The following is a 22,841-nucleotide window of genomic DNA, read 5'->3' on the forward strand; positions in this document are numbered from 1 at the left end:
AGTACGAGGTTTACTGTCGTGGCTAAGGAAAAATTCGAACGTAACAAACCGCACGTCAACGTTGGCACCATCGGTCACGTTGACCACGGTAAAACTACTCTGACCGCTGCTCTGACCAAGGTCTGCTCCGAGACCTGGGGCGGCTCCGCTCGCGCTTTCGACCAGATCGACAACGCGCCGGAAGAGAAGGCTCGTGGTATCACCATCAACACCTCTCACGTTGAATACGACTCGCCCGTTCGCCACTACGCGCACGTAGACTGCCCGGGCCACGCCGACTACGTGAAGAACATGATCACCGGTGCTGCGCAGATGGACGGCGCGATCCTGGTTTGCTCCGCTGCTGACGGCCCCATGCCGCAGACCCGTGAGCACATCCTGCTGTCCCGTCAGGTAGGCGTTCCTTACATTGTCGTGTTCCTGAACAAGGCCGACATGGTTGACGACGCTGAGCTGCTGGAACTGGTCGAGATGGAAGTTCGCGACCTGCTGAACACCTACGACTTCCCGGGCGATGACACCCCGATCGTCGTTGGTTCCGCTCTGATGGCTCTGAACGGCCAGGACGACAACGAGATGGGCGTTTCCGCCGTGCGCAAGCTGGTAGAGACCCTGGACTCCTACATCCCCGAGCCGGTTCGTGCAATCGACCAGCCGTTCCTGATGCCGATCGAAGACGTATTCTCGATCTCCGGTCGTGGCACCGTGGTAACTGGCCGTGTTGAGCGTGGCATCGTCAAGGTTCAGGAAGAAGTGGAAATCGTCGGCATCAAGGCGACCACCAAGACTACCTGCACCGGCGTTGAAATGTTCCGCAAGCTGCTCGACGAAGGCCGTGCTGGTGAGAACGTCGGCGTTCTGCTGCGTGGCACCAAGCGTGAAGACGTAGAGCGTGGCCAGGTTCTGGCCAAGCCGGGCACCATCAAGCCGCACACCAAGTTCGAGTGCGAAGTGTACGTGCTGTCCAAGGAAGAAGGTGGTCGTCACACCCCGTTCTTCAAGGGCTACCGTCCGCAGTTCTACTTCCGTACCACCGACGTAACCGGCAACTGCGAACTGCCGGAAGGCGTTGAGATGGTAATGCCGGGCGACAACGTGAAAATGGTTGTTACCCTGATCGCTCCGATCGCCATGGAAGATGGCCTGCGCTTCGCGATTCGCGAAGGCGGCCGTACCGTTGGTGCCGGCGTGGTTGCCAAGATCATCGAGTAATCGCTGATCCGCTCCAGGAAAAGGGACCCTTCGGGGTCCCTTTTTCGTTGAGTTGGTTAAATATTGACACCCCTCAGGCGCATCCGTACAATTGCGCCTCCTTTTAACGGGCGGAGTCCGTCCGTTGGGAATGGCAACTTGGAGTCTGAGGTCAAATGCAAAATCAACAAATCCGTATTCGGTTGAAGGCTTTTGATCACCGCCTGATCGACCAATCTACCCAGGAAATCGTGGAAACCGCGAAACGTACTGGGGCTCAGGTGCGTGGTCCGATTCCTCTGCCGACCCGCAAGGAACGTTACACCGTGCTGATTTCCCCGCACGTCAACAAGGACGCTCGTGACCAGTACGAAATTCGTACCCACAAGCGTGTTCTCGACATCGTTCAGCCGACCGACAAAACCGTCGACGCGCTGATGAAGCTCGACCTTGCTGCTGGCGTCGAAGTACAGATCAGCCTCGGCTAATGCCTTCGGCATTGGTCGTGTAACGCTCTGAAATGGGCGGCCATAGCGGGTGAAAGCCCCGTACACTAAAGAGGTTCTAAAGATGACAATTGGTGTTGTCGGTCGTAAGTGCGGCATGACCCGCATCTTCACCGAAGATGGTGTCTCTATTCCGGTCACGGTCATTGAGGTCGAGCCGAATCGCGTCACCCAGTTCAAAAACGAAGAAAGCGATGGCTATCGCGCTGTGCAGGTAACTGCTGGCGAGCGTCGTGCTTCTCGCGTGACCAAGGCGCAAGCCGGTCACTTTGCCAAGGCGAATGTCGCCGCCGGTCGCGGCGTGTGGGAATTCCGTCTGGGCGAAGAGGAGTTCAAGGCAGGCGATTCCATCTCTGTCGATCTGTTCCAGGCAGGCCAGCTGGTAGACGTTACCGGCGAGTCCAAGGGTAAAGGCTTTGCCGGTACCATCAAGCGCTGGAACTTCCGTGGTCAAGATAACACCCACGGTAACTCCGTTTCCCACCGCGTCCCGGGTTCCATCGGCCAGTGCCAGACTCCTGGTCGAGTGTTCAAGGGCAAGAAAATGTCGGGCCACATGGGTGCTGAGCGCGTAACCGTTCAATCCCTTGAGGTCGTGCGTGTCGATGCAGAGCGCAATCTGCTGCTGGTCAAAGGTGCCGTTCCCGGCGCTACCGGTGGTGATGTGCTGGTGCGTCCGGCAGCCAAGGCTCGCGGTTAAGAGAGGAAGCTGAGATGCAACTGAATGTAAATGGCGCTCAGGCGATCGAAGTTTCCGAGCGCACTTTTGGTAGCGAATTCAACGAGACCCTGGTTCACCAGGCAGTCGTAGCCTACATGGCTGGCGGCCGTCAGGGCACCAAGGCTCAGAAAACTCGTTCCGAAGTCTCCGGTGGTGGCAAGAAGCCGTGGCGTCAGAAGGGCACTGGTCGTGCTCGTGCTGGCACCATTCGTAGCCCCATCTGGCGTGGCGGCGGCGCGACCTTCGCGGCCAAGCCCCAGGATCACTCCCAGAAGCTCAACAAGAAGATGTACCGCGCCGCTCTGCGCTCCATCCTCTCTGAGCTGGTTCGTCTGGATCGTCTGGTTGTCGTTGCCGACTTCGCTGTCGACGCACCGAAGACCAAAGGTCTGGTCAGCAAGCTGGAAGGCCTGGGCCTGAAAGATGTACTGATCGTCACCGAAGGCGTCGATGAGAACCTGTACCTGGCAGCTCGTAACCTGGCCCACGTCGATGTGCGTGACGTCCAGGCTTCCGATCCGGTCAGCCTCATCGCCTACGACAAGGTGCTGGTCACCGTGTCCGCCGTGAAGAAGTTCGAGGAGCTGCTGGCATGAACCAGGAACGCGTATTCAAAGTGCTGCTGGGCCCGCATATCTCCGAGAAGGCCACTGGCCTGGCGGACGGCAACAGCCAATTCGTTTTCAAGGTTGCCACTGATGCAACCAAGCTGGAAATCAAGAAGGCCGTAGAAAGCCTGTTCGGCGTGAAAGTGCGTCGCGTCACCACCCTGAACGTTCAGGGCAAGACCAAGCGTACCGTTCGCGGCCTGGGCAAGCGTAACGACTGGAAAAAAGCGTACATCGCTCTCCAGCCGGGCCAGGATCTCGATTTCGCAGCTGGCGCTGAGTAAAGGGGTGCATCATGGCAATCGTTAAATGCAAACCGACTTCCGCTGGTCGTCGTTTCGTCGTCAAGGTAGTGAACCAGGACCTGCACAAGGGTGCTCCGTTCGCTCCCCTGCTCGAGAAGAAGTCCAAGTCGGGCGGCCGTAACAACAACGGTCGTATCACCACCCGTCATATCGGTGGTGGCCACAAGCAGCACTATCGTCTGGTCGACTTCCGCCGCAACAAGGATGGCATCCCTGCCATCGTTGAGCGTGTTGAATACGATCCGAACCGTACTGCTCACATCGCTCTGCTGAAATACGCGGACGGCGAGCGTCGTTACATCATCGCCCCCAAAGGCGTGGTGGCTGGCGATCAACTGATCTCCGGTATCGGCGCTCCGATCAAGGCCGGCAACAACATGCCGCTGCGCAACATCCCGGTTGGTAGCACCATCCACGGTATCGAACTGAAGCCTGGCAAAGGCGCTCAGATCGCTCGCTCCGCTGGCGCTTCGGCTCAGCTGGTTGCCCGTGAAGGTGCGTACGTAACCGTACGTCTGCGTTCCGGTGAAATGCGCAAAGTCCTGGCTGACTGCCGTGCGACCCTGGGCGAAGTCTCGAACTCCGAGCACAGCCTGCGTTCGCTGGGTAAAGCCGGTGCCAAGCGCTGGCGTGGCGTTCGCCCGACCGTTCGTGGTGTTGCCATGAACCCGGTCGACCACCCGCATGGTGGTGGTGAAGGTCGTACCTCTGCTGGTCGTCATCCGGTATCGCCGTGGGGTCTTCAGACCAAGGGTAAGAAGACTCGCGCGAACAAGCGTACCGACAACATGATCGTCCGTCGCCGCAAGTAAATAGAGGGATACGACAGTGCCACGTTCTCTGAAAAAAGGTCCTTTTATCGATCTTCACCTGCTGAAGAAGATCGAAGTGGCGGTGGAAAAGAACGACCGCAAGCCGATCAAGACCTGGTCGCGCCGTTCTATGATCCTGCCGCACATGGTTGGTCTGACCATCGCTGTCCACAACGGCCGTCAACACGTGCCGGTTCTGGTCAACGAAGACATGGTCGGTCACAAACTCGGCGAGTTCGCTGCTACCCGCACTTATCGTGGGCACGCTGCGGACAAGAAAGCCAAGCGTTAAGGGGTAAGGAAGATGGAAGTAGCCGCTAAGCTCTCGGGCGCTCGTATCTCCGCCCAGAAAGCCCGCTTGGTCGCCGACCAGATCCGCGGGAAGAAGGTGGGCGATGCGCTCAACCTCCTGGCTTTCAGCAACAAGAAAGCCGCCGAGATCATGAAGAAAGTGCTGGAGTCGGCCGTTGCCAACGCCGAGCACAACGAAGGTGCCGATGTAGACGATCTCAAAGTCTCCACCGTCTTCGTCAACGAAGGTCGTTCGCTCAAGCGCATCATGCCGCGTGCCAAAGGCCGTGCTGATCGCATCGTCAAGCGGTCTTGCCATATCACTGTCAAGGTTGCGGACAAGTAACGGAGTCGATCAGATGGGTCAGAAAGTACATCCCAATGGCATCCGCCTGGGTATCGTCAAGGAGCACACCTCCGTTTGGTACGCAGATAAGCGCACTTACGCCGATTATCTGTTCGCCGACCTGAAGGTACGTGAGTATCTCCAAGACAAACTAAAAAGCGCGTCCGTAAGCCGTATCGACATCCATCGTCCGGCTCAGACTGCACGTATCACCATCCACACCGCTCGTCCCGGCATCGTGATCGGCAAGAAAGGTGAAGATGTTGAGAAGCTGCGTCAGGACCTGACCAAGCAAATGGGTGTGCCGGTGCACATCAACATCGAAGAGATCCGCAAGCCGGAACTCGACGGTATGCTGGTTGCGCAAAGCGTAGCTCAGCAGCTGGAGCGTCGCGTTATGTTCCGTCGCGCCATGAAGCGCGCTGTACAGAACGCCATGCGCATTGGTGCCAAAGGCATCAAGATCCAGGTAAGCGGTCGTCTGGGCGGTGCTGAAATCGCTCGTACCGAGTGGTATCGCGAAGGTCGTGTGCCCCTGCACACCCTGCGTGCCGACATCGACTACGCAACCTACGAAGCGCACACCACCTACGGTGTGATCGGTGTGAAGGTTTGGATCTTCAAAGGCGAGGTCATTGGTGGCCGCCAGGAAGAGCTGAAGCCTGTAGCGCCCGCTCCTCGTAAAAAAGCTGCTAAGTAAGGAGTACGCAAATGCTGCAACCTAAGCGTACGAAGTTCCGCAAGCAAATGACCGGTCACAACCGTGGCCTGGCTCATCGCGGTTCCAAAGTCAGCTTCGGCGAGTTCGCCCTCAAGGCAACCAGCCGTGGCCGTCTCACCGCGCGCCAGATTGAGTCCGCACGTCGTGCGCTGACCCGTCACGTTAAACGTGGCGGCAAGATCTGGATTCGCGTATTCCCCGACAAGCCTGTTACCAAGAAGCCCCTGGAAGTACGTATGGGTAAAGGTAAGGGCGGCGTCGAGTACTGGGTAGCCCAGATTCAACCGGGCAAGGTCCTGTACGAGATCGAGGGTGTATCCGAAGAGCTGGCGCGTGAGGCATTCGCCCTGGCCGCTGCAAAGCTGCCGCTCGCCACCTCCTTTGTTAAGCGGACGGTGATGTGATGAAAGCGAATGAACTTCGTGAAAAATCCGTTGAGCAGCTGAACGAGCAACTGCTCGGCCTGCTGCGCGACCAGTTCAATCTGCGCATGCAGAAAGCAACTGGCCAGTTGGGGCAGTCTCACCTGCTCTCGCAAGTGAAGCGCGACATCGCTCGCGTTAAAACTGTGCTCAACCAGCAAGCAGGTAAGTAATCATGGCTGAAGCTCAGAACACCGTCCGTACGCTGACCGGCCGCGTCGTCAGCGACAAGATGGACAAGACCGTCACCGTACTGATCGAGCGCCGCGTTAAGCACCCGATCTACGGCAAATACGTGAAGCGTTCGACCAAACTGCACGCACACGACGAAACCAATCAGTGCCGCGTTGGTGACCTGGTCACCATCCGCGAGACCCGTCCGCTGGCCAAGACCAAGGCCTGGACCCTGGTTGATATCGTCGAGCGCGCGGTTGAAGTCTAAGGGTCGGAGATAGAAGATGATTCAGACTCAATCCATGCTCGATGTCGCTGATAACAGCGGCGCGCGTCGCGTAATGTGCATCAAGGTTCTCGGCGGTTCCCACCGCCGTTACGCCGGCATTGGCGACATCATCAAGGTCACCGTCAAGGAAGCGATTCCGCGTGGCAAGGTGAAGAAGGGCCAGGTAATGACTGCCGTGGTCGTTCGCACCAAGCACGGCGTACGTCGTACCGACGGTTCCATCATTCGCTTCGACGGCAACGCCGCCGTCCTGCTGAACAACAAGCAGGAGCCGATCGGCACCCGTATCTTCGGGCCGGTGACTCGTGAACTTCGTACTGAGAAGTTCATGAAGATCGTCTCCCTTGCCCCTGAAGTGCTGTAAGGAGTAGCCGTCATGCAAAAAATTCGTCGTGACGACGAAGTCATCGTCATTGCCGGCAAGGACAAGGGCAAGCGTGGCAAAGTGACCAAGGTTCTGGCTGACGACCGTCTGGTCGTTGGCGGTGTGAACCTGGTCAAGCGCCACACCAAGCCCAACCCCATGCTCAACCAGCAAGGCGGGATCGTCGAGAAGGAGGCGCCTCTGCACGTCTCCAACGTCGCCATCTTCAACGCTGAAACCAACAAGGCTGACCGCGTTGGCTTCAAGGTCGAAGACGGTAAGAAGATTCGTGTCTTCAAGTCGACCCAGAAACCGGTTCAGGCTTGAGGGAGCTAGGTAGATCACCATGGCACGATTGAAAGAAATTTATCGGAAGGAAATCGCTCCCAAGCTGAAGCAAGAGCTGCAGCTGGCGAACGTGATGGAAGTTCCGCGCGTTACCAAAATCACCCTGAACATGGGTCTTGGCGAAGCTGTTGGTGACAAGAAAGTCATCGAGAGCGCCGTTGCCGATCTGGAAAAGATCGCGGGTCAAAAGCCGGTCGTGACTTACGCTCGTAAGTCGATCGCTGGCTTCAAGATCCGTGAAGGCTGGCCGATTGGCGTGAAAGTCACCCTGCGTGGCGATCGCATGTACGAGTTCCTGGACCGTCTGCTGTCGATCTCCCTGCCTCGCGTACGTGACTTCCGCGGTCTGAATGCCAAGTCCTTCGACGGTCGCGGCAACTACAGCATGGGTGTCAAAGAGCAGATCATCTTCCCGGAAATCGATTACGACAAGATCGATGCCCTCCGTGGTATGGATATCACTCTGACCACCACCGCTCGTTCGGATGATGAAGGTCGTGCCCTGCTGCGCGCCTTCAACTTCCCGTTCCGCAACTGATTGGAGTAGGACCATGGCTAAAGAGAGCATGAAGAACCGTGAGCTGAAGCGTCAGCAAACGGTAGCCAAGTACGCCAAAAAGCGTGCCGAGCTGAAAGCGATCATCGCTAATCCGAACTCCTCCGCGGAAGAGCGTTGGAATGCCCAGGTCGCCCTGCAGAAGCAGCCTCGTGACGCGAGCGCCAGCCGCCTGCGTAACCGCTGCCGTCTGACCGGTCGTCCGCACGGCTTCTACCGCAAGTTCGGTCTGAGCCGTAACAAGCTGCGCGAAGCTGCAATGCGCGGTGACGTACCGGGTCTGGTGAAAGCCAGCTGGTAAGTCGTTAGCGGAGCCGGCAACGGCTCCGTTGATCGCTTAACGAATCAAGCCCCCTTGTGGGGCTTGATTCGTTTTTGAGCGATCTCTAGAATACCCGGCTCCCCCGAGCCCGGGTTTAAGTTCGTCCGGCGTTTTGAGGGCGAGTTATGAAGTTGAAGGCTTATCTTTTGTATCAGGAGCATTAAGCCCATGAGTATGCAGGACCCGTTAGCAGACATGCTAACTCGCATCCGTAATGCCCAGATGGCTGAGAAGACCGTCGTGAGCATGCCGTCTTCCAAGCTGAAAGCGGCAGTCGCCAAAGTCCTCAAGGACGAAGGTTACATTGCGGATTTCCAAGTCACCGCCGAGGCCAAGCCTCTGCTGTCGATCGAGCTGAAGTACTTCGAAGGCAAGCCTGTCATCGAAGAAGTGAAGCGAATCAGCCGTCCTGGCCTGCGCCAGTACAAATCCGTAGACCAGCTGCCGAAAGTTCGCGGCGGCCTGGGTGTTTCGATCGTCTCCACCAACAAAGGTGTGATGACTGATCGTGCTGCCCGTGCCGCTGGCGTCGGTGGCGAAGTGCTCTGCACTGTGTTCTAAGGGGAATCAGCATGTCTCGCGTTGCTAAGAACCCCGTCGTTCTGCCCGCCGGCGTTGAAATCAAGCTGGCTGGTCAGGAACTTTCGATCAAGGGTGCCAAAGGCGCTCTCGAGCTGAAAGTACATCCGTCCGTCGAAGTCATTCAGGACAACGGTGAGCTGCGTTTCGCCGCGCGTAACGGCGACCAGCAGACCCGTGCCATGGCCGGTACCACCCGCGCTCTGGTCAACAACATGGTAATCGGCGTCAGCCAGGGCTTCGAGCGCAAGCTCCAGCTGGTCGGCGTTGGTTACAAGGCGCAGGCCAAAGGCCAAGTGCTGTCCCTGGCTCTCGGCTTCTCCCACCCGGTTGATTACGAACTGCCTGCCGGCATCGTAGCGGAAACCCCCAGCCAGACCGACATCCTGATCAAGGGTATCGACAAGCAGCTGGTCGGCCAGGTCGCCGCGGAAATCCGCGACTTCCGTCCGCCGGAGCCGTACAAAGGCAAGGGCGTGCGTTACGCCGACGAAGTCGTCCTTCGTAAAGAAGCCAAGAAGAAGTAGGGCATAGCAAATGAGCGTCAAGAAAGAAACCCGTCTGCGCCGCGCTCGCAAGGCTCGCCTGAAGATGCGCGAACTGGAAGCCGTACGCCTCTGCGTGTACCGCTCCGCCCAGCACATCTACGCCCAGGTCATTGCGGCCGATGGCGGCAAGGTCCTGGCCAGCGCCTCGACCCTGGACAAGGAACTGCGCGAAGGTGCCACCGGCAACATCGACGCAGCCAAGAAAGTTGGTCAACTGGTCGCCGAACGCGCCAAGGCTGCCGGCGTCACTCAGGTGGCGTTCGACCGTTCTGGCTTCAAGTACCACGGCCGTATCAAGGCCCTGGCTGATGCCGCTCGCGAAGGCGGTCTGGAGTTCTAAGTTATGGCAAACAACGATCAAAAGCGCGACGAAGGCTACATCGAGAAGCTGGTTCAAGTGAACCGCGTCGCCAAAACCGTTAAAGGTGGCCGTATCTTCGCCTTCACCGCGCTGACCGTGGTTGGCGATGGCAAAGGCCGCGTGGGCTTCGGTCGTGGCAAGGCGCGTGAAGTGCCGGCTGCCATCCAGAAGGCCATGGAAGCTGCTCGCCGCAACATGATCCAGGTTGATCTGAACGGCACCACCCTGCAGTACCCGACCAAGTCCGCCCATGGCGCCTCCAAGGTGTACATGCAGCCGGCTTCCGAAGGTACCGGTATCATCGCCGGCGGCGCCATGCGCGCTGTCCTGGAAGTGGCCGGTGTGCAGAACGTTCTGGCGAAGTGCTACGGCTCCACCAACCCGGTGAACGTGGTCTACGCAACCTTCAAGGGCCTGAAGAACATGCAGTCCCCTGAGTCGGTAGCGGCCAAGCGTGGCAAGAGCGTCGAGGAGATTCTCTAACCATGGCAACTGTCAAAGTTACCCTGATCAAGAGCGTGAGCGGCCGTCTGGCCAATCACAAGGCTTGCGTCAAAGGCCTCGGCCTGCGTCGCATTGGTCACACCGTAGAAGTTCAGGACACTCCTGAAAACCGCGGCATGATCAACAAGGCCTACTACCTGCTGCGTGTGGAGGGTTAATCCATGCAACTGAACGATCTGCGTTCCGCGCCGGGTGCCCGTCGCGAAAAGCACCGTCCGGGCCGTGGCATCGGTAGCGGTCTGGGCAAGACCGGTGGCCGTGGTCACAAAGGTCAAACCTCCCGCTCCGGTGGCTCCATCGCTCCGGGCTTCGAGGGTGGTCAGCAACCGCTGCACCGTCGTCTGCCGAAGTTCGGCTTCAACTCGCTGAAGGCCCTGGATCGCGCAGAAGTGCGTACCTCCGAGCTGGCCAAGGTCGAGGGTGATGTCGTAACCGTGCAGGCCCTGAAGGATGCCAACGTGATTAACCAGAACGTACAGCGTGTGAAAGTCATGCTGTCGGGCGAAGTTACTCGCGCAGTCACCCTGAAAGGCATCGGCGCCACCAAGGGCGCTCGTGCGGCTATCGAAGCAGCTGGCGGCAAAATCGAGGACTAAATGGCTAAGCAAGGTGCTCTCTCTGCGCTGAGCAACGGTGGTGGTTTGTCCGAGCTCTGGGCACGTCTGCGTTTCCTGTTCCTGGCGATCATCGTCTATCGGATCGGCGCGCATATCCCAGTCCCGGGCATCAACCCCGATCGCTTGGCGGCACTGTTCCGGCAGAACGAGGGGACCATTCTTAGCCTCTTCAACATGTTTTCCGGCGGCGCGCTGGAGCGCATGAGTATCTTTGCACTGGGGATCATGCCGTACATCTCGGCATCGATCATCATGCAGCTCATGACCGCTATCAGCCCCCAGCTGGAGCAGTTGAAGAAAGAGGGTGAGTCTGGGCGTCGCAAGATCAGCCAGTACACCCGCTACGCAACTCTCGCTCTGGCACTCGTCCAGGCCATCGGCATGTCCGTTGGTCTGGGCAGCCAGGGTGTGGCTTTCTCCAACGACTTCGGCTTCTACTTCGTGTCGGTCACCACCTTCGTGGCGGGTGCACTGTTCATGATGTGGCTGGGTGAGCAGATCACCGAGCGGGGTGTCGGCAACGGCATCTCCATGTTGATCTTCTCCGGTATCGTCGCAGGCCTGCCCCGAGCAATCGGCCAGTCCTTCGAATCCGCGCGTCAAGGTGACATCAACATCTTCGCCCTGATCGCCATCGGCCTGCTGGCCGTGGCCATCATTGCGTTCGTTGTATTCATCGAGCGTGGTCAGCGTCGTATCGCCGTGCATTACGCCAAGCGCCAACAAGGCCGCAAGGTGTTTGCCGCCCAGACCAGCCATCTGCCGCTGAAAGTGAACATGGCGGGTGTAATCCCCGCGATTTTCGCCAGCAGCATTCTGCTGTTCCCGGCATCCCTGGGTGCCTGGTTCGGTCAGTCGGAGGGCCTGGGTTGGCTGCAGGACATCGCGCAAGCGATCGCTCCGGGACAGCCGCTGAACATTCTGCTGTTTAGTGCAGGGATCGTCTTCTTCTGCTTCTTCTACACAGCGCTGATGTTCAACCCGAAGGACGTGGCGGAAAACCTCAAGAAGTCCGGTGCATTTATTCCGGGTATTCGTCCGGGCGAACAGTCGGCTCGCTACATCGATGGCGTGTTGACCCGTTTGACCATGTTCGGTGCCCTGTACATGACGGCTGTGTGCCTGCTGCCCCAGTTCCTGGTCGTAGCTGCCCACGTACCGTTCTACCTTGGCGGGACCTCGTTGCTGATCGTGGTCGTGGTTGTGATGGACTTTATGGCTCAAGTACAATCGCACCTCGTTTCGCACCAGTACGAATCCCTCATGAAGAAAGCCAACCTGAAGGGCTATGGCAGCGGCCTGCTGCGCTGACCCGTAAGGTTCGAGGAGTCACTGATGAAAGTTCGTGCATCGGTTAAGAAGCTGTGCCGTAACTGCAAGATCGTCCGTCGCGAAGGCGTCGTTCGTGTGATCTGCAGCGCGGAGCCGCGTCACAAGCAGCGCCAAGGCTGAGTGTGAACCACGCGTTATAACCCGGCAGCTAGTGTGCTGCCGGGTTGATTATTTGTTTTTACAGCGCTAATATCCGCGCCCTTTCTTGGCTCCCTGGGCGCCGGGTAGCTGTCAATTGGAGTTTTTCTGAATGGCCCGTATTGCAGGCGTAAACATTCCGGATAACAAGCACACTGTTATCTCGCTGACCTACATCTATGGTGTCGGTCGCACTACCGCACAGAGCATCTGTGCAGCCACCGGCATCAGCCCGGCTGCAAAGATCAAGGAACTGAGCGAAGAGCAGATTGATTCGCTGCGTACCGAGGTGGCCAAGCTGACCACCGAAGGTGACCTGCGTCGCGAAATCAACATGAACATCAAGCGTCTGATGGACCTCGGTTGCTACCGAGGTCTGCGTCATCGTCGCGGTCTGCCGGTTCGCGGTCAGCGTACCAAGACCAACGCGCGTACCCGTAAGGGCCCGCGTAAGCCGATCCGCAAGTAATCGCTTAGGAATTTAGTCATGGCAAAACCTGCTGCTCGTCCTCGTAAGAAAGTCAAAAAGACGGTGGTCGACGGGATCGCGCATATCCACGCGTCCTTCAACAACACCATCGTTACCATCACCGACCGTCAGGGCAACGCTCTGTCCTGGGCCACTTCCGGTGGTTCGGGCTTCCGCGGCTCGCGTAAGAGCACCCCGTTCGCTGCCCAGGTAGCGGCCGAGCGTGCCGGCCAGGCTGCTCTGGAATACGGTCTGAAGAACCTCGACGTCAACGTCAAGGGCCCGGGCCCGGGCCGCGAGTCGGCTGTTCGTGCGCTGAATGCCTGCGGTTACAAGATCGCCAGCATCACCGACGTAACCCCGATCCCGCACAACGGCTGCCGTCCGCCGAAAAAGCGTCGCGTGTAATAGGAGACAGTGAGAAATGGCTCGTTACATTGGTCCCAAGTGCAAACTGTCCCGCCGCGAAGGCACTGATCTGTTCCTGAAGAGCGGCGTCCGCGCCCTCGACTCGAAGTGCAAAGCAGAAAACGTTCCTGGCCAGCACGGCCAGCGTCGTGGTCGCCTGTCCGACTACGGTCTGCAGCTGCGCGAGAAGCAGAAAGTGCGCCGCATCTACGGCGTTCTGGAACGTCAATTCCGTGGCTACTATCAGGAAGCGTCCCGCCGCAAGGGCTCCACGGGTGAAAACCTGCTGCAGCTGCTTGAGTGCCGTCTGGACAACGTCGTCTACCGTATGGGCTTCGGTTCCACTCGCTCCGAATCCCGTCAGCTGGTGTCCCACAAGACCATCAGCGTCAACGGTCAGACCGTAAACGTACCGTCCTACCAGGTCAAAGCTGGTGACGTGGTTGCTGTTCGCGAGAAATCGAAGAACCAGCTGCGTATCGCCCAAGCTCTGGACCTGTGCGCCCAGCGCGGTCGCGTTGAGTGGGTCGAAGTGGATAGCGACAAGAAGTCCGGCACCTTCAAAAGTGTTCCGGCTCGTGCCGACCTGTCCGCCGACATCAACGAAAACCTGATTGTCGAGCTCTACTCCAAGTAAGGGCTAGAAAATAGGTGCATCCATGCAGAGTTCGGTAAATGAGTTCCTGACCCCCCGCCACATCGATGTGCAGGTGGTCAGCCAAACCCGTGCCAAGATCACCCTCGAGCCCCTCGAGCGTGGTTTCGGCCATACCCTGGGCAACGCGCTGCGTCGCATCCTGTTGTCCTCCATGCCCGGCTGTGCAGTAGTCGAGGCCGAGATCGACGGCGTACTCCATGAGTACTCCGCCATCGAAGGTGTGCAGGAAGATGTCATCGAGATCCTGCTCAACCTGAAAGGCCTGGCCATCAAGCTGCACGGCCGTGACGAAGTGACGCTGACCCTGGCGAAAAAGGGCTCGGGTGTGGTGACCGCTGCCGATATTCAGCTGGATCATGATGTCGAGATCGTCAACGGTGACCATGTTATCGCCCACCTGGCCGATAACGGCGCGCTGAACATGAAGCTGAAAGTCGCTCGTGGCCGTGGCTACGAGCCGGCTGATGCCCGCTCGAGCGATGAAGACGAAAGCCGTAGCATTGGCCGTCTTCAGCTCGACGCCTCGTTCAGCCCCGTACGTCGTGTTGCCTACGTGGTCGAGAACGCCCGTGTCGAACAGCGTACCAACCTGGACAAGCTGGTCCTCGATCTGGAAACCAACGGCACCCTGGACCCTGAAGAGGCTATCCGTCGCGCCGCTACCATCCTGCAACAGCAGCTGGCAGCGTTCGTGGACCTCAAAGGCGACAGCGAACCCGTCGTTGAAGAGCAGGAAGACGAGATCGATCCGATCCTGCTGCGTCCGGTCGATGACCTGGAGCTGACCGTCCGTTCGGCCAACTGCCTGAAGGCAGAGAACATCTACTACATCGGTGATCTGATTCAGCGCACCGAAGTGGAGCTGCTCAAAACGCCGAACCTGGGCAAGAAGTCCCTGACCGAAATCAAGGACGTTCTGGCCTCTCGCGGTCTGTCCCTCGGTATGCGCCTCGACAACTGGCCGCCGGCAAGTCTCAAGAAAGACGACAAGGCTACTGCCTGATCGTCGTAGCTACCGAACGTAAAGTTTGGAAAGGAATTGAACCATGCGCCATCGTAAAAGTGGTCGTCACCTGAGCCGCACCAGCGCGCACCGCAAGGCTATGTTCCAGAACATGGCTGTGTCGCTCTTCGAACATGAACTGATCAAAACCACCCTGCCCAAGGCCAAGGAACTGCGTCGCGTTGCCGAGCCGCTGATCACCCTGGCTAAAGTGGATAGCGTTGCCAACCGTCGTCTCGCTTTCGACCGTACCCGTTCGAAAGAAGCCGTAGGCAAGCTGTTCAACGAACTGGGCAAGCGCTACGCCAACCGTCCGGGCGGCTACCTGCGCATCCTGAAGTGCGGCTTCCGCGCTGGCGACAATGCCCCCATGGCATACGTCGAGCTGATTGACCGCGCTGTTGGCGGCCAAGCAGTAGAAGCTGCAGAGTAAGGTTCACGCCTTATAAGAAACCGGGCCCTGTGCCCGGTTTTTTATTGCCTATTGAAAAGTTTTTCTCTATCGATCATCTCAAATCAATAAATTGGATGATCAACCCTCTCCTCGCCGATCCTTGACTACGCCGACTTCCGCGAGCCTGAGCTGGATCAACAGCCGGTAGTCGTGGAGGCGCTTAATTGTCCGATCGGGATGTCGGGCCGCGCTCACCCCATTGGTGAGCACCGGATGCCGAACCCGCCGTTTAGGAGAGTAACGATGAGCGACAAGACCCGCCTGACGACCGCTGCCGGAGCGCCGGTCGCCGATAACCAGAACGTCCAGACCGCCGGCCCGCGGGGCCCGATGCTGCTGCAGGATGTCTGGTTCCTGGAGAAACTGGCGCACTTCGACCGCGAAGTGATCCCTGAGCGCCGCATGCACGCCAAGGGCTCCGCCGCCTACGGCACCTTCACCGTCACCCACGACATCACGCGCTACAGCCGCGCGAAGCTGTTCTCCCAGGTCGGCAAGCAGACCCCGCTGTTTCTGCGCTTCTCCACTGTTGCCGGCGAGCGTGGTGCGGCAGACGCCGAGCGCGATATCCGTGGCTTCGCCCTGAAGTTCTACACTGAGGAAGGCAACTGGGACCTGGTGGGCAACAACACGCCAGTCTTCTACTTCCGCGACCCGATGAAATTCCCCGACCTGAACCATGTGGTGAAGCGCGATCCGCGCACCAACCTGCGCAACGCCACCCTGAAGTGGGATTTCTTCTCGCACCTGCCCGAAGCGCTGCACCAGCTGACCATCGACTTCAGCGACCGCGGCCTGCCGCGCAGCTACCGTCACGTCCATGGCTTCGGCAGCCACACCTTCAGCTTCATCAACTCCAGCAACGAGCGCTTCTGGGTCAAGTTCCACTTCAAGAGCCAACAGGGCATCGAGAACCTGAGCAACGAGGAGGCGGCGAAACTGGTCGGCACCGACCGCGAAAGCTCGCAGCGCGACCTGTACGACGCCATTGAACGCGGCGATTTCCCGCGCTGGACGATGTATGTGCAGGTGATGCCGGAGAAGGAAGCGTCGACCTACCGCTACAACCCGTTCGACCTTACCAAGGTCTGGCCTCACGGTGATTATCCGTTGATCGAGGTTGGTTATTTCGAGCTCAACCGGAACCCGGCGAACTACTTTGCCGAAGTCGAGCAGTCCGCGTTCTCCCCCGCGAACATCGTCCCCAGCATCGGTTTCTCGCCAGACAGGATGCTCCAGGGCCGCCTGTTCTCCTACGGCGACGCGCACCGCTACCGCCTGGGCGTGAACCACCACCAGATCCCGGTAAACGCCGCGCGCAACAATCCGCGCATCTACCACCGCGACGGCGCCATGCGGGTGGACGGCAACAATGGCGACATGCCGGTCACCTACGAGCCGAACAGCTTCAACCAGTGGCAGGAGCAGCCGGACTATTCCGAGCCTCCATTGACCCTGGAGGGCGCTGCCGACCACTGGAACCACCGGGTGGACGACGACTACTACAGTCAACCGGCCGCGCTGTTCCGTCTTTTCGACGCACCCCAACGGCAACGTTTGTACGAGAACATCGCCGCTGATATGGCGGGCGTGCCGGAAGCCATCCAGCGTCGTCAGCTCGCGCAGTTCTTCAAGATCGATCCGGCCTACGGAGAAGGTGTCACGAAGGCACTGGGCCTGAAGCTGGACTAAGCTCAAGCGTCAGAACACGCCGCCCTCTCCGGAGGGCGGCTTTGTTTCAGGCCAAATGCGGGCTTGACCCCGGTCATGCCCAGCCGGACCATAGCGCCGTTTAATTTGCTGTCACGTTCCAGGGAGAAGGCTGATGCAAGGCCACGCCGAGGTTATCGACTATCTGAACACGCTACTGACCGGTGAGCTGGCCGCTCGCGATCAGTACTTCATCCATTCGCGCATGTACGAGGACTGGGGCTTCACCAAGCTCTACGAGCGCCTCAACCACGAAATGGAAGAAGAGACCCAGCACGCCGATGCCCTGCTGCGCCGCATCCTGCTGCTCGAAGGCACCCCGCGCATGCGTCCGGATGACATCCACCCGGGCAAGACCGTGCCTTCGATGCTCGAAGCCGACCTCAAGCTGGAGCGCCAGGTGCGCGCCGCCCTGGCCAAGGGCATCGCGCTGTGCGAGAAGCACAAGGACTTCGTCACCCGCGACATCCTCCGCGTGCAGTTGACCGATACCGAGGAAGACCACGCCTACTGGCTGGAGCAGCAGCTGGGCCTGATCCAGAAGATGGGCCTGGAGAATTATCTGCAGTCGCAGATCTGATCTGCACCTTGTAGGTGCGCGCCATGCGCGCAAATCGTGGGCATGGCCCACTCCTACAAGAGCACAAAGAAAAGCCCCTGCGCCGATTGGCAGCAGGGGCTTTTTCATGCCGGTACAGATCAGGCCCGATCGCGCTCCAGCAGCGGCTTGAGGAAGTGCCCGGTGTGGGACACTTCCAACTCCGCGACCTGCTCCGGCGTTCCGGTGGCGATGATCTGGCCGCCCTTGGAGCCGCCCTCGGGGCCGAGGTCGACCAACCAGTCGGCCGTCTTGATCACGTCCAGGTTGTGCTCGATGACCACCACGGTGTTGCCGTGGTCGCGCAGGCGGTGCAGCACGTCGAGCAGTTGCTGGATGTCCGCGAAGTGCAGGCCGGTGGTCGGCTCATCGAGGATGTACAGGGTCTTGCCGGTATCGCGCTTGGACAGCTCGCGGGACAGCTTCACTCGCTGTGCCTCACCACCGGACAACGTGGTCGCGCTCTGGCCCAGCTTGATGTACGACAGGCCGACATCCATCAGCGTCTGCAGCTTGCGGGCGATGGCCGGCACGGCGTCGAAGAACGCGCGGGCGTCCTCGATGGTCATGTCCAGCACCTCGGTGATGCTCTTGCCCTTGTAGCGGACTTCCAGGGTTTCGCGGTTGTAGCGCTTGCCCTTGCAGACGTCGCAGGGGACGTAGATGTCCGGCAGGAAGTGCATCTCCACCTTGATCACGCCGTCGCCCTGGCAGGCCTCGCAGCGGCCACCCTTCACGTTGAACGAGAAGCGCCCAGGGCCATAGCCGCGCGAACGGGCTTCCGGCACGCCGGCGAACAGCTCGCGGATGGGCGTGAACAGCCCGGTGTAGGTCGCCGGGTTGGAACGCGGGGTGCGGCCGATCGGGCTCTGGTCGATGTCCACCACCTTGTCCAGGTGCTGCAAGCCGTCGAACGAGTCGTGGGGGGCGACTTCCAGCGTGGTTGCGCCGTTGAGCGCGGTGGCGGTGATTGGAAACAGGGTGTTGTTGATCAGCGTCGACTTGCCCGAGCCGGAGACGCCGGTGATGCAGGTGAACAGGCCGACCGGGATTTCCAGGTTGACGTTCTGCAGGTTGTTGCCGCGCGCGCCCTTGAGCTTGAGCAACTGCTTCTTGTTGCGCGGAGTGCGCTCGGCGGGCACGAGGATCTTGGTGCGGCCGGACAGGTAGGCGCCGGTGACCGAGCCCGGGTGGTCCATGACCTGCTGCGGCGTGCCCTCGGCGACGATCTGCCCGCCGTGCACGCCGGCACCGGGGCCGATGTCCACGACGTAGTCGGCGAGGCGGATGGCGTCCTCGTCGTGTTCGACCACGATCACCGTGTTGCCCAGGTTGCGCAGGTGGGTGAGGGTGCCCAGCAGGCGCTCGTTGTCGCGCTGGTGCAGGCCGATGGACGGCTCGTCGAGGATGTACATCACGCCTACGAGGCCCGCGCCGATCTGGCTGGCCAGTCGGATGCGCTGGGCCTCGCCGCCGGACAGGGTATCGGCGCTGCGGTCCAGGGTCAGGTAGTCGAGGCCGACGTTGACCAGGAACTGCAGGCGCTCGCGGATCTCCTTGAGGATTTTGGAGGCGATCTCGCCGCGACGGCCGGTCAGGGTCAGGCCCTCGGCGTACTCACAAGCGGTGCCCACCGGCATCGAGGTGATCGCCGGCAGGGTCTTGTCGCCCACCCATACATGGCGCGCCTCGCGGCGCAGGCGGGTGCCGTGGCAGTCCGGGCAGGGCTGGGTGCTGAGGAACTTGGCCAGCTCCTCGCGCACGGTGGCCGACTCGGTCTCGCGGTAGCGACGTTCCAGGTTCGGAAGGATGCCCTCGAACGGGTGCGCGCGCTTGACGATGTCGCCACGGTCGTTGAGGTACCGGAACTCGACGTTCTCGCGGCCCGAACCGTTGAGGATGAACTTCTGGTGCTCCGCATCGAGGTCCTGGAAGGGCTCCTCCAGGCTGAAGCCGAAGTGCCCGGCCAGCGAGCCGAGCATCTGGAAGTAATAGACGTTTCGCCGGTCCCAGCCGCGGATCGCGCCCTCGGCCAGGGTCAGCTCACCATTGACCACACGACGTGCGTCGAAGAACTGCTTTACGCCCAGGCCGTCGCAGGTCGGGCAGGCGCCGGCCGGGTTGTTGAAGGAAAACAGCTTGGGTTCCAGCTCGCTGATGGAGTGCCCGCAGATCGGGCAGGCGAAGCGGGCGGAGAAGATCATCTCTTCGCCTTCTTCATCGTCCATCGGAGCCACGAGCGCGATGCCATCGGCCAGGTTGATCGCCGTCTCGAAGGACTCGGCCAGGCGCTGCTGCAGGTCGCCACGGACCTTGAAGCGGTCAACCACCACGTCGATGGAGTGCTTGAGCTTCTTGTCCAGCTTGGGCAGCTCGTCCAGCTCGTAAAGCTTGCCGTCGACGCGGGCGCGGACGAAACCCTGGGCGCGCATCTCCTCGAACACCGCCAGGTGCTCGCCCTTGCGCTCGCGGATCACCGGGGCCAGCAGCATCAGCTTGCGGCCTTCGGGCAGCGCCAGCACCTGGTCGACCATCTGGCTGACGGTCTGCGCCTCCAGCGGGATGTCGTGGTCCGGGCAGCGGGGAATACCCACGCGCGCATAGAGAAGGCGCAGGTAATCGTAGATCTCGGTGATGGTGCCCACGGTGGAGCGCGGGTTGTGCGAGGTGGACTTCTGCTCGATGGAAATCGCCGGCGACAGACCCTCGATGGTGTCGACGTCAGGCTTTTCCATCATCGAGAGGAACTGCCGGGCGTAGGCCGACAGGGATTCCACATAGCGGCGCTGACCCTCGGCATAGAGCGTGTCGAAGGCCAGGGAAGACTTGCCGGAACCGGACAGGCCGGTAATCACGATCAGCTTGTCGCGCGGCAGGGTCAGGTCGATGTTCTTCAGGTTGTGGGTACGTGCCCCACGGATGAGGATCTTGTCCACAGCGGCCTCGCATGGCGGGCGAAAACCGCTGAGTATACGGCCGGCCATCCGTGCGCGGCAAAGTTGCGCGAGTGTGCTGGCGGGCCGCAGGACTGGTAGAATGCCCGGCTATTTTTCGGCGTTGGCGACAGCCGGCCCTTCGCGGAATGGAAGGGCACGCCGTCACGGGGGCCTTTCAGCGCGTTTCCCAAATCCGTCTTCCCACGAGGGGCTTATGCACGATTCCCACACTGAGCGCATGAGTGGCACCGAAACCCGCGCGGCCGCAGGCCTGTCCCTGGTCTTCGCGTTCCGCATGCTCGGCATGTTCATGGTCCTGCCGGTCCTGGCGACCTACGGCCAGGACCTCGCCGGCGCGACCCCGGCCCTGATCGGCCTGGCCATCGGCGCCTATGGCCTGACCCAGGCCATCCTGCAGATTCCCCTGGGCACCTTGTCCGACCGTATCGGCCGCCGGCCGATCATCGTCGTCGGCCTGCTGGTGTTCGCCGCTGGCGCCGCGCTGGCGGCCAACGCCGACTCCATCTGGGGCATCATCGCCGGCCGCGTGCTGCAGGGCGCCGGGGCGATCTCCGCCGCCGTGATGGCGATGCTCTCCGACCTCACCCGCGAGCAGCATCGCACCAAGGCCATGGCGATGATCGGCATGAGCATCGGCGTATCCTTCGCCGTGGCCATGGTCGCAGGCCCCGTGCTGACCCACTGGTTCGGCCTGCACGGCCTGTTCTGGTTCACCGCCGGCATGGCGCTGGTGGGCATGCTGATCATCCTGTTCGTCGTGCCGACGCCGGATCACCGCATGCAGCACCGCGAATCCAGCGTGGCCAAGCAGTCGCTGATCCCGACCCTGAAGAACGGCGAGCTGCTGCGCCTGGACGCCGGCATACTGGTCCTGCACGCCATCCTCATGGCCAGCTTCGTGGCCCTGCCGCTGGCGCTGGTGGAGCGCGCCGGGTTGCCCAAGGAACAGCACTGGTGGGTGTATCTGACCGCATTGCTGGTCGGCTTCTTCGGCATGGTACCGTTCATCATCTACGCCGAGAAAAAGCGTCAGATGAAGCGCGTTCTGAGTGGCGCGGTGGCGACCCTGATGCTCTGTGAGCTGTACTTCTGGGCGTTCGGTGACAGCCTCAACGAACTGGTGTTCGGCATCATCGTCTACTTCACCGCGTTCAACCTGCTGGAGGCCTCGCTGCCTTCGCTGGTGAGCAAGGTTTCGCCCGCCGGCGGCAAGGGCACTGCGATGGGCGTGTACTCCACCAGCCAGTTCCTCGGTGCCGCGGTGGGCGGCATCATGGGGGGCTGGATGTTCCAGCACGGTGGCCTGAACGGGGTATTCATCGGCTGCGCCGTCCTCGCTGCCATCTGGCTGGCGATTGCTGTTACCATGCGTGAACCGCCGTATGTAACGAGCATTCGCCTGCCTCTGTCCGATGAGGCGCTGCGCGATGCCTCGTTGGCCGAGCGTTTCAAGGCATTGCCCGGTGTGAGCGATGTGATGGTGGTCATCGAAGAGGCCGCCGCTTATGTCAAAGTAGATTCCCAACAAGTGGATCGCACGTCCCTCGAGCGCCTCGCCGGTGCCGAGCCGGCGACGTGCTGAAGCCTTTAGGAGAGCGTCATGGCCCGTGGGGTTAACAAAGTCATTCTGGTGGGTAACGTCGGTGGCGATCCGGAAACCCGTTACATGCCCAACGGCAACGCGGTGACCAACGTCACCCTGGCCACCAGCGAGAGCTGGAAGGACAAGCAGACCGGCCAGCAGCAGGAGCGTACCGAGTGGCACCGCGTGGTGTTCTTCGGTCGCCTGGCGGAAATCGTCGCCGAGTACGTGCGCAAGGGCTCGCAGATCTACGTCGAAGGCAGCCTGCGTACCCGCAAGTGGCAGGGCCAGGACGGTCAGGACAAGTACACCACCGAAATCGTGGTCGACATCAACGGCAACATGCAGCTGCTCGGCGGCCGTCCGGGTGCCGGTGGTGACGACGCTCCGCGCGCCCCGCGCGAGCCGCAACAGCGTCCGCAGCAGGCGCCGCGTCCGGCCCCGCAGCAGCAGTCCCAGCCCGCGCCGCAGCCGGCTCCGGACTACGACAGCTTCGACGACGATATTCCGTTCTAAACCGAACGGTTCGTCTCCCCAAGAGCGCAGCCTTCGAGCTGCGCTTTTGCGTTTCTGGGACGGCCGTTTTGGCGAATGCTCGTAACAGTCTTTCTCGATAGTCGCTATTTAATTAGCTAGCTAATTAAATGATTCTGGCCTTGCCTTGATGTGCGGCAAAACCGGAGAAGAAAAGACATGAGCATTACAGTGACCGAGCGTGACGACGACCATAAATCCCGCGAGTTTCGCGCCCTGGGCGGGCGTTGCTGGGATGTGTACCAGGAAGGCCAGCTGGTCGGCATCTTCCACACCGAGCGCGAGGCGCTTGCCTACCGCGTTGCCCTGGAACTGGAGACGCGCCACCGCCACGCGGCAGAGTTCTGATGGACGTTGTACGCCTGTCGGAGCCCCCGGCAGGCGTACAACCGCGAACGGTTGTACGCCCTATG

General features: G+C 60.4%; 35 protein-coding genes. 34 read left to right on the forward strand and 1 reads right to left on the reverse strand.

The window, feature by feature from the left end:
- The first annotated feature begins 18 nt into the window (after positions 1–18).
- The 31 genes from tuf to bfr all read left to right on the forward strand — a co-directional run bounded on the left by tuf (position 19) and on the right by bfr (position 17,337).
- Complete coding sequence (tuf, locus tag GA645_RS03225; protein ID WP_152219891.1) at positions 19–1,212, forward strand: elongation factor Tu; 1,194 nt, start codon at positions 19–21, stop codon at positions 1,210–1,212.
- Between the two features lie 155 nt (positions 1,213–1,367).
- On the forward strand, positions 1,368–1,679 hold the full coding sequence (gene rpsJ / locus GA645_RS03230) for a 30S ribosomal protein S10 (protein WP_003243886.1): 312 nt from the start codon (positions 1,368–1,370) through the stop codon (positions 1,677–1,679).
- Positions 1,680–1,761: 82 nt separating this feature from the next.
- Complete coding sequence (rplC, locus tag GA645_RS03235) at positions 1,762–2,397, forward strand: 50S ribosomal protein L3 (RefSeq protein WP_024767389.1); 636 nt, start codon at positions 1,762–1,764, stop codon at positions 2,395–2,397.
- 14 nt (positions 2,398–2,411) lie between these two features.
- Positions 2,412–3,014 (forward strand): 50S ribosomal protein L4, encoded by a 603-nt coding sequence (gene rplD, locus GA645_RS03240; RefSeq protein ID WP_017521904.1) that lies wholly within the window; start codon positions 2,412–2,414, stop codon positions 3,012–3,014.
- A complete protein-coding gene (gene rplW, locus GA645_RS03245; RefSeq protein WP_015475322.1) occupies positions 3,011–3,310 on the forward strand; it encodes a 50S ribosomal protein L23 in 300 nt (99 codons plus the stop codon). Before rplD ends, rplW begins: the two co-directional genes overlap by 4 nt.
- Positions 3,311–3,321: 11 nt before the next feature.
- The gene (gene rplB, locus GA645_RS03250; protein WP_024767388.1) at positions 3,322–4,143 is read left to right on the forward strand and encodes a 50S ribosomal protein L2; all 822 of its coding nucleotides are present in this window, start codon (positions 3,322–3,324) and stop codon (positions 4,141–4,143) included.
- Between the two features lie 16 nt (positions 4,144–4,159).
- A complete protein-coding gene (rpsS, locus tag GA645_RS03255; RefSeq protein WP_015475324.1) occupies positions 4,160–4,435 on the forward strand; it encodes a 30S ribosomal protein S19 in 276 nt (91 codons plus the stop codon).
- Between the two features lie 12 nt (positions 4,436–4,447).
- Positions 4,448–4,780, forward strand: coding sequence for a 50S ribosomal protein L22 (gene rplV, locus GA645_RS03260; RefSeq protein WP_015475325.1), 333 nt, complete (start codon positions 4,448–4,450; stop codon positions 4,778–4,780).
- 13 nt (positions 4,781–4,793) lie between these two features.
- Positions 4,794–5,480, forward strand: coding sequence for a 30S ribosomal protein S3 (gene rpsC / locus GA645_RS03265; RefSeq protein WP_015475326.1), 687 nt, complete (start codon positions 4,794–4,796; stop codon positions 5,478–5,480).
- Between the two features lie 11 nt (positions 5,481–5,491).
- Positions 5,492–5,905 carry a 50S ribosomal protein L16 gene (gene rplP, locus GA645_RS03270; RefSeq protein ID WP_009617163.1) on the forward strand — a complete coding sequence of 138 codons (414 nt, stop codon included), beginning with the start codon at positions 5,492–5,494 and terminating at the stop codon, positions 5,903–5,905.
- Complete coding sequence (rpmC, locus tag GA645_RS03275) at positions 5,905–6,096, forward strand: 50S ribosomal protein L29 (RefSeq protein ID WP_003093720.1); 192 nt, start codon at positions 5,905–5,907, stop codon at positions 6,094–6,096. The genes rplP and rpmC overlap by 1 nt, the downstream gene beginning before the upstream one ends.
- A 2-nt stretch (positions 6,097–6,098) precedes the next feature.
- Positions 6,099–6,365 (forward strand): 30S ribosomal protein S17, encoded by a 267-nt coding sequence (gene rpsQ, locus GA645_RS03280; protein WP_152219907.1) that lies wholly within the window; start codon positions 6,099–6,101, stop codon positions 6,363–6,365.
- A gap of 16 nt (positions 6,366–6,381) precedes the next feature.
- A complete protein-coding gene (rplN, locus tag GA645_RS03285) occupies positions 6,382–6,750 on the forward strand; it encodes a 50S ribosomal protein L14 (protein ID WP_003093714.1) in 369 nt (122 codons plus the stop codon).
- 12 nt (positions 6,751–6,762) lie between these two features.
- On the forward strand, positions 6,763–7,077 hold the full coding sequence (gene rplX / locus GA645_RS03290; RefSeq protein ID WP_152219909.1) for a 50S ribosomal protein L24: 315 nt from the start codon (positions 6,763–6,765) through the stop codon (positions 7,075–7,077).
- Between the two features lie 19 nt (positions 7,078–7,096).
- Positions 7,097–7,636, forward strand: a complete 540-nt coding sequence (gene rplE, locus GA645_RS03295; RefSeq protein ID WP_043248941.1) for a 50S ribosomal protein L5 — start codon at positions 7,097–7,099, stop codon at positions 7,634–7,636.
- Between the two features lie 13 nt (positions 7,637–7,649).
- The gene (gene rpsN, locus GA645_RS03300; RefSeq protein WP_152219911.1) at positions 7,650–7,955 is read left to right on the forward strand and encodes a 30S ribosomal protein S14; all 306 of its coding nucleotides are present in this window, start codon (positions 7,650–7,652) and stop codon (positions 7,953–7,955) included.
- Positions 7,956–8,144: 189 nt separating this feature from the next.
- Positions 8,145–8,537, forward strand: a complete 393-nt coding sequence (rpsH, locus tag GA645_RS03305) for a 30S ribosomal protein S8 (RefSeq protein ID WP_015475331.1) — start codon at positions 8,145–8,147, stop codon at positions 8,535–8,537.
- A gap of 11 nt (positions 8,538–8,548) precedes the next feature.
- The gene (gene rplF / locus GA645_RS03310; RefSeq protein WP_152219913.1) at positions 8,549–9,082 is read left to right on the forward strand and encodes a 50S ribosomal protein L6; all 534 of its coding nucleotides are present in this window, start codon (positions 8,549–8,551) and stop codon (positions 9,080–9,082) included.
- Between the two features lie 10 nt (positions 9,083–9,092).
- On the forward strand, positions 9,093–9,443 hold the full coding sequence (gene rplR / locus GA645_RS03315; RefSeq protein WP_152219916.1) for a 50S ribosomal protein L18: 351 nt from the start codon (positions 9,093–9,095) through the stop codon (positions 9,441–9,443).
- A 3-nt stretch (positions 9,444–9,446) separates the two neighbouring features.
- On the forward strand, positions 9,447–9,947 hold the full coding sequence (gene rpsE, locus GA645_RS03320) for a 30S ribosomal protein S5 (RefSeq protein WP_009617173.1): 501 nt from the start codon (positions 9,447–9,449) through the stop codon (positions 9,945–9,947).
- A gap of 2 nt (positions 9,948–9,949) precedes the next feature.
- On the forward strand, positions 9,950–10,126 hold the full coding sequence (gene rpmD, locus GA645_RS03325; RefSeq protein ID WP_021219605.1) for a 50S ribosomal protein L30: 177 nt from the start codon (positions 9,950–9,952) through the stop codon (positions 10,124–10,126).
- 3 nt (positions 10,127–10,129) lie between these two features.
- Positions 10,130–10,564, forward strand: coding sequence for a 50S ribosomal protein L15 (gene rplO, locus GA645_RS03330; RefSeq protein WP_152219918.1), 435 nt, complete (start codon positions 10,130–10,132; stop codon positions 10,562–10,564).
- Positions 10,565–11,896, forward strand: coding sequence for a preprotein translocase subunit SecY (gene secY / locus GA645_RS03335; protein ID WP_152219921.1), 1,332 nt, complete (start codon positions 10,565–10,567; stop codon positions 11,894–11,896). It begins immediately after the preceding gene.
- A 24-nt stretch (positions 11,897–11,920) separates the two neighbouring features.
- The gene (gene rpmJ / locus GA645_RS03340; RefSeq protein WP_014854209.1) at positions 11,921–12,037 is read left to right on the forward strand and encodes a 50S ribosomal protein L36; all 117 of its coding nucleotides are present in this window, start codon (positions 11,921–11,923) and stop codon (positions 12,035–12,037) included.
- Positions 12,038–12,167: 130 nt separating this feature from the next.
- Complete coding sequence (gene rpsM, locus GA645_RS03345; protein ID WP_152219922.1) at positions 12,168–12,524, forward strand: 30S ribosomal protein S13; 357 nt, start codon at positions 12,168–12,170, stop codon at positions 12,522–12,524.
- A gap of 18 nt (positions 12,525–12,542) precedes the next feature.
- Positions 12,543–12,932, forward strand: a complete 390-nt coding sequence (gene rpsK / locus GA645_RS03350) for a 30S ribosomal protein S11 (RefSeq protein WP_003093689.1) — start codon at positions 12,543–12,545, stop codon at positions 12,930–12,932.
- A 16-nt stretch (positions 12,933–12,948) separates the two neighbouring features.
- Positions 12,949–13,569, forward strand: coding sequence for a 30S ribosomal protein S4 (gene rpsD, locus GA645_RS03355; protein ID WP_152219924.1), 621 nt, complete (start codon positions 12,949–12,951; stop codon positions 13,567–13,569).
- A gap of 22 nt (positions 13,570–13,591) precedes the next feature.
- The gene (gene rpoA, locus GA645_RS03360; protein ID WP_009617182.1) at positions 13,592–14,593 is read left to right on the forward strand and encodes a DNA-directed RNA polymerase subunit alpha; all 1,002 of its coding nucleotides are present in this window, start codon (positions 13,592–13,594) and stop codon (positions 14,591–14,593) included.
- A gap of 43 nt (positions 14,594–14,636) precedes the next feature.
- Positions 14,637–15,026, forward strand: coding sequence for a 50S ribosomal protein L17 (rplQ, locus tag GA645_RS03365; RefSeq protein ID WP_015475338.1), 390 nt, complete (start codon positions 14,637–14,639; stop codon positions 15,024–15,026).
- A gap of 264 nt (positions 15,027–15,290) precedes the next feature.
- Positions 15,291–16,739, forward strand: a complete 1,449-nt coding sequence (katA, locus tag GA645_RS03370; protein ID WP_152219926.1) for a catalase KatA — start codon at positions 15,291–15,293, stop codon at positions 16,737–16,739.
- Positions 16,740–16,872: 133 nt separating this feature from the next.
- The gene (gene bfr / locus GA645_RS03375) at positions 16,873–17,337 is read left to right on the forward strand and encodes a bacterioferritin (RefSeq protein WP_152219928.1); all 465 of its coding nucleotides are present in this window, start codon (positions 16,873–16,875) and stop codon (positions 17,335–17,337) included.
- Positions 17,338–17,456: 119 nt separating this feature from the next.
- On the opposite strand, the gene uvrA is transcribed toward bfr, so the two are convergent.
- Positions 17,457–20,291, reverse strand: coding sequence for an excinuclease ABC subunit UvrA (gene uvrA, locus GA645_RS03380; protein WP_152219930.1), 2,835 nt, complete (start codon positions 20,289–20,291; stop codon positions 17,457–17,459).
- 214 nt (positions 20,292–20,505) lie between these two features.
- Here uvrA and GA645_RS03385 point away from each other — a divergent pair, with 214 nt between their 5' ends.
- The 3 genes from GA645_RS03385 to GA645_RS03395 all read left to right on the forward strand — a co-directional run bounded on the left by GA645_RS03385 (position 20,506) and on the right by GA645_RS03395 (position 22,776).
- Complete coding sequence (locus GA645_RS03385; RefSeq protein WP_152219932.1) at positions 20,506–21,894, forward strand: MFS transporter; 1,389 nt, start codon at positions 20,506–20,508, stop codon at positions 21,892–21,894.
- Between the two features lie 18 nt (positions 21,895–21,912).
- Complete coding sequence (gene ssb / locus GA645_RS03390; RefSeq protein WP_152219934.1) at positions 21,913–22,410, forward strand: single-stranded DNA-binding protein; 498 nt, start codon at positions 21,913–21,915, stop codon at positions 22,408–22,410.
- 177 nt (positions 22,411–22,587) lie between these two features.
- A complete protein-coding gene (locus GA645_RS03395) occupies positions 22,588–22,776 on the forward strand; it encodes a hypothetical protein (protein ID WP_152219936.1) in 189 nt (62 codons plus the stop codon).
- Positions 22,777–22,841: the final 65 nt, after the last annotated feature.

It is taken from the genome of Pseudomonas sp. SCB32 (genome assembly GCF_009189165.1).
Classification (GTDB): Bacteria; Pseudomonadota; Gammaproteobacteria; order Pseudomonadales; family Pseudomonadaceae; genus Pseudomonas.

Excerpts from the sequence above, each read along its gene's own strand:
- rplO (WP_152219918.1), top strand. The coding sequence starts at position 10,130 with ATGCAACTGAACGATCTGCGTTCCGCGCCGGGTGCCCGTCGCGAAAAG.
- rplV (WP_015475325.1), top strand. The coding sequence starts at position 4,448 with ATGGAAGTAGCCGCTAAGCTCTCGGGCGCTCGTATCTCCGCCCAGAAA.
- rplC (WP_024767389.1), top strand. The coding sequence starts at position 1,762 with ATGACAATTGGTGTTGTCGGTCGTAAGTGCGGCATGACCCGCATCTTC.
- rplB (WP_024767388.1), top strand. The coding sequence starts at position 3,322 with ATGGCAATCGTTAAATGCAAACCGACTTCCGCTGGTCGTCGTTTCGTC.
- rplR (WP_152219916.1), top strand. The coding sequence starts at position 9,093 with ATGAGCGTCAAGAAAGAAACCCGTCTGCGCCGCGCTCGCAAGGCTCGC.
- rplD (WP_017521904.1), top strand. The coding sequence starts at position 2,412 with ATGCAACTGAATGTAAATGGCGCTCAGGCGATCGAAGTTTCCGAGCGC.
- rpsN (WP_152219911.1), top strand. The coding sequence starts at position 7,650 with ATGGCTAAAGAGAGCATGAAGAACCGTGAGCTGAAGCGTCAGCAAACG.
- rpsM (WP_152219922.1), top strand. The coding sequence starts at position 12,168 with ATGGCCCGTATTGCAGGCGTAAACATTCCGGATAACAAGCACACTGTT.
- rplF (WP_152219913.1), top strand. The coding sequence starts at position 8,549 with ATGTCTCGCGTTGCTAAGAACCCCGTCGTTCTGCCCGCCGGCGTTGAA.
- rplW (WP_015475322.1), top strand. The coding sequence starts at position 3,011 with ATGAACCAGGAACGCGTATTCAAAGTGCTGCTGGGCCCGCATATCTCC.
- rpmC (WP_003093720.1), top strand. The coding sequence starts at position 5,905 with ATGAAAGCGAATGAACTTCGTGAAAAATCCGTTGAGCAGCTGAACGAG.
- rpsQ (WP_152219907.1), top strand. The coding sequence starts at position 6,099 with ATGGCTGAAGCTCAGAACACCGTCCGTACGCTGACCGGCCGCGTCGTC.
- secY (WP_152219921.1), top strand. The coding sequence starts at position 10,565 with ATGGCTAAGCAAGGTGCTCTCTCTGCGCTGAGCAACGGTGGTGGTTTG.
- rpsC (WP_015475326.1), top strand. The coding sequence starts at position 4,794 with ATGGGTCAGAAAGTACATCCCAATGGCATCCGCCTGGGTATCGTCAAG.
- rpsK (WP_003093689.1), top strand. The coding sequence starts at position 12,543 with ATGGCAAAACCTGCTGCTCGTCCTCGTAAGAAAGTCAAAAAGACGGTG.
- rpsD (WP_152219924.1), top strand. The coding sequence starts at position 12,949 with ATGGCTCGTTACATTGGTCCCAAGTGCAAACTGTCCCGCCGCGAAGGC.
- rpsH (WP_015475331.1), top strand. The coding sequence starts at position 8,145 with ATGAGTATGCAGGACCCGTTAGCAGACATGCTAACTCGCATCCGTAAT.
- GA645_RS03395 (WP_152219936.1), top strand. The coding sequence starts at position 22,588 with ATGAGCATTACAGTGACCGAGCGTGACGACGACCATAAATCCCGCGAG.
- rplP (WP_009617163.1), top strand. The coding sequence starts at position 5,492 with ATGCTGCAACCTAAGCGTACGAAGTTCCGCAAGCAAATGACCGGTCAC.
- rpoA (WP_009617182.1), top strand. The coding sequence starts at position 13,592 with ATGCAGAGTTCGGTAAATGAGTTCCTGACCCCCCGCCACATCGATGTG.
- rplX (WP_152219909.1), top strand. The coding sequence starts at position 6,763 with ATGCAAAAAATTCGTCGTGACGACGAAGTCATCGTCATTGCCGGCAAG.
- bfr (WP_152219928.1), top strand. The coding sequence starts at position 16,873 with ATGCAAGGCCACGCCGAGGTTATCGACTATCTGAACACGCTACTGACC.
- rpsE (WP_009617173.1), top strand. The coding sequence starts at position 9,447 with ATGGCAAACAACGATCAAAAGCGCGACGAAGGCTACATCGAGAAGCTG.
- katA (WP_152219926.1), top strand. The coding sequence starts at position 15,291 with ATGAGCGACAAGACCCGCCTGACGACCGCTGCCGGAGCGCCGGTCGCC.
- GA645_RS03385 (WP_152219932.1), top strand. The coding sequence starts at position 20,506 with ATGCACGATTCCCACACTGAGCGCATGAGTGGCACCGAAACCCGCGCG.
- rplN (WP_003093714.1), top strand. The coding sequence starts at position 6,382 with ATGATTCAGACTCAATCCATGCTCGATGTCGCTGATAACAGCGGCGCG.
- rpmD (WP_021219605.1), top strand. The coding sequence starts at position 9,950 with ATGGCAACTGTCAAAGTTACCCTGATCAAGAGCGTGAGCGGCCGTCTG.
- rplQ (WP_015475338.1), top strand. The coding sequence starts at position 14,637 with ATGCGCCATCGTAAAAGTGGTCGTCACCTGAGCCGCACCAGCGCGCAC.
- rpmJ (WP_014854209.1), top strand. The coding sequence starts at position 11,921 with ATGAAAGTTCGTGCATCGGTTAAGAAGCTGTGCCGTAACTGCAAGATC.
- rplE (WP_043248941.1), top strand. The coding sequence starts at position 7,097 with ATGGCACGATTGAAAGAAATTTATCGGAAGGAAATCGCTCCCAAGCTG.
- rpsJ (WP_003243886.1), top strand. The coding sequence starts at position 1,368 with ATGCAAAATCAACAAATCCGTATTCGGTTGAAGGCTTTTGATCACCGC.
- ssb (WP_152219934.1), top strand. The coding sequence starts at position 21,913 with ATGGCCCGTGGGGTTAACAAAGTCATTCTGGTGGGTAACGTCGGTGGC.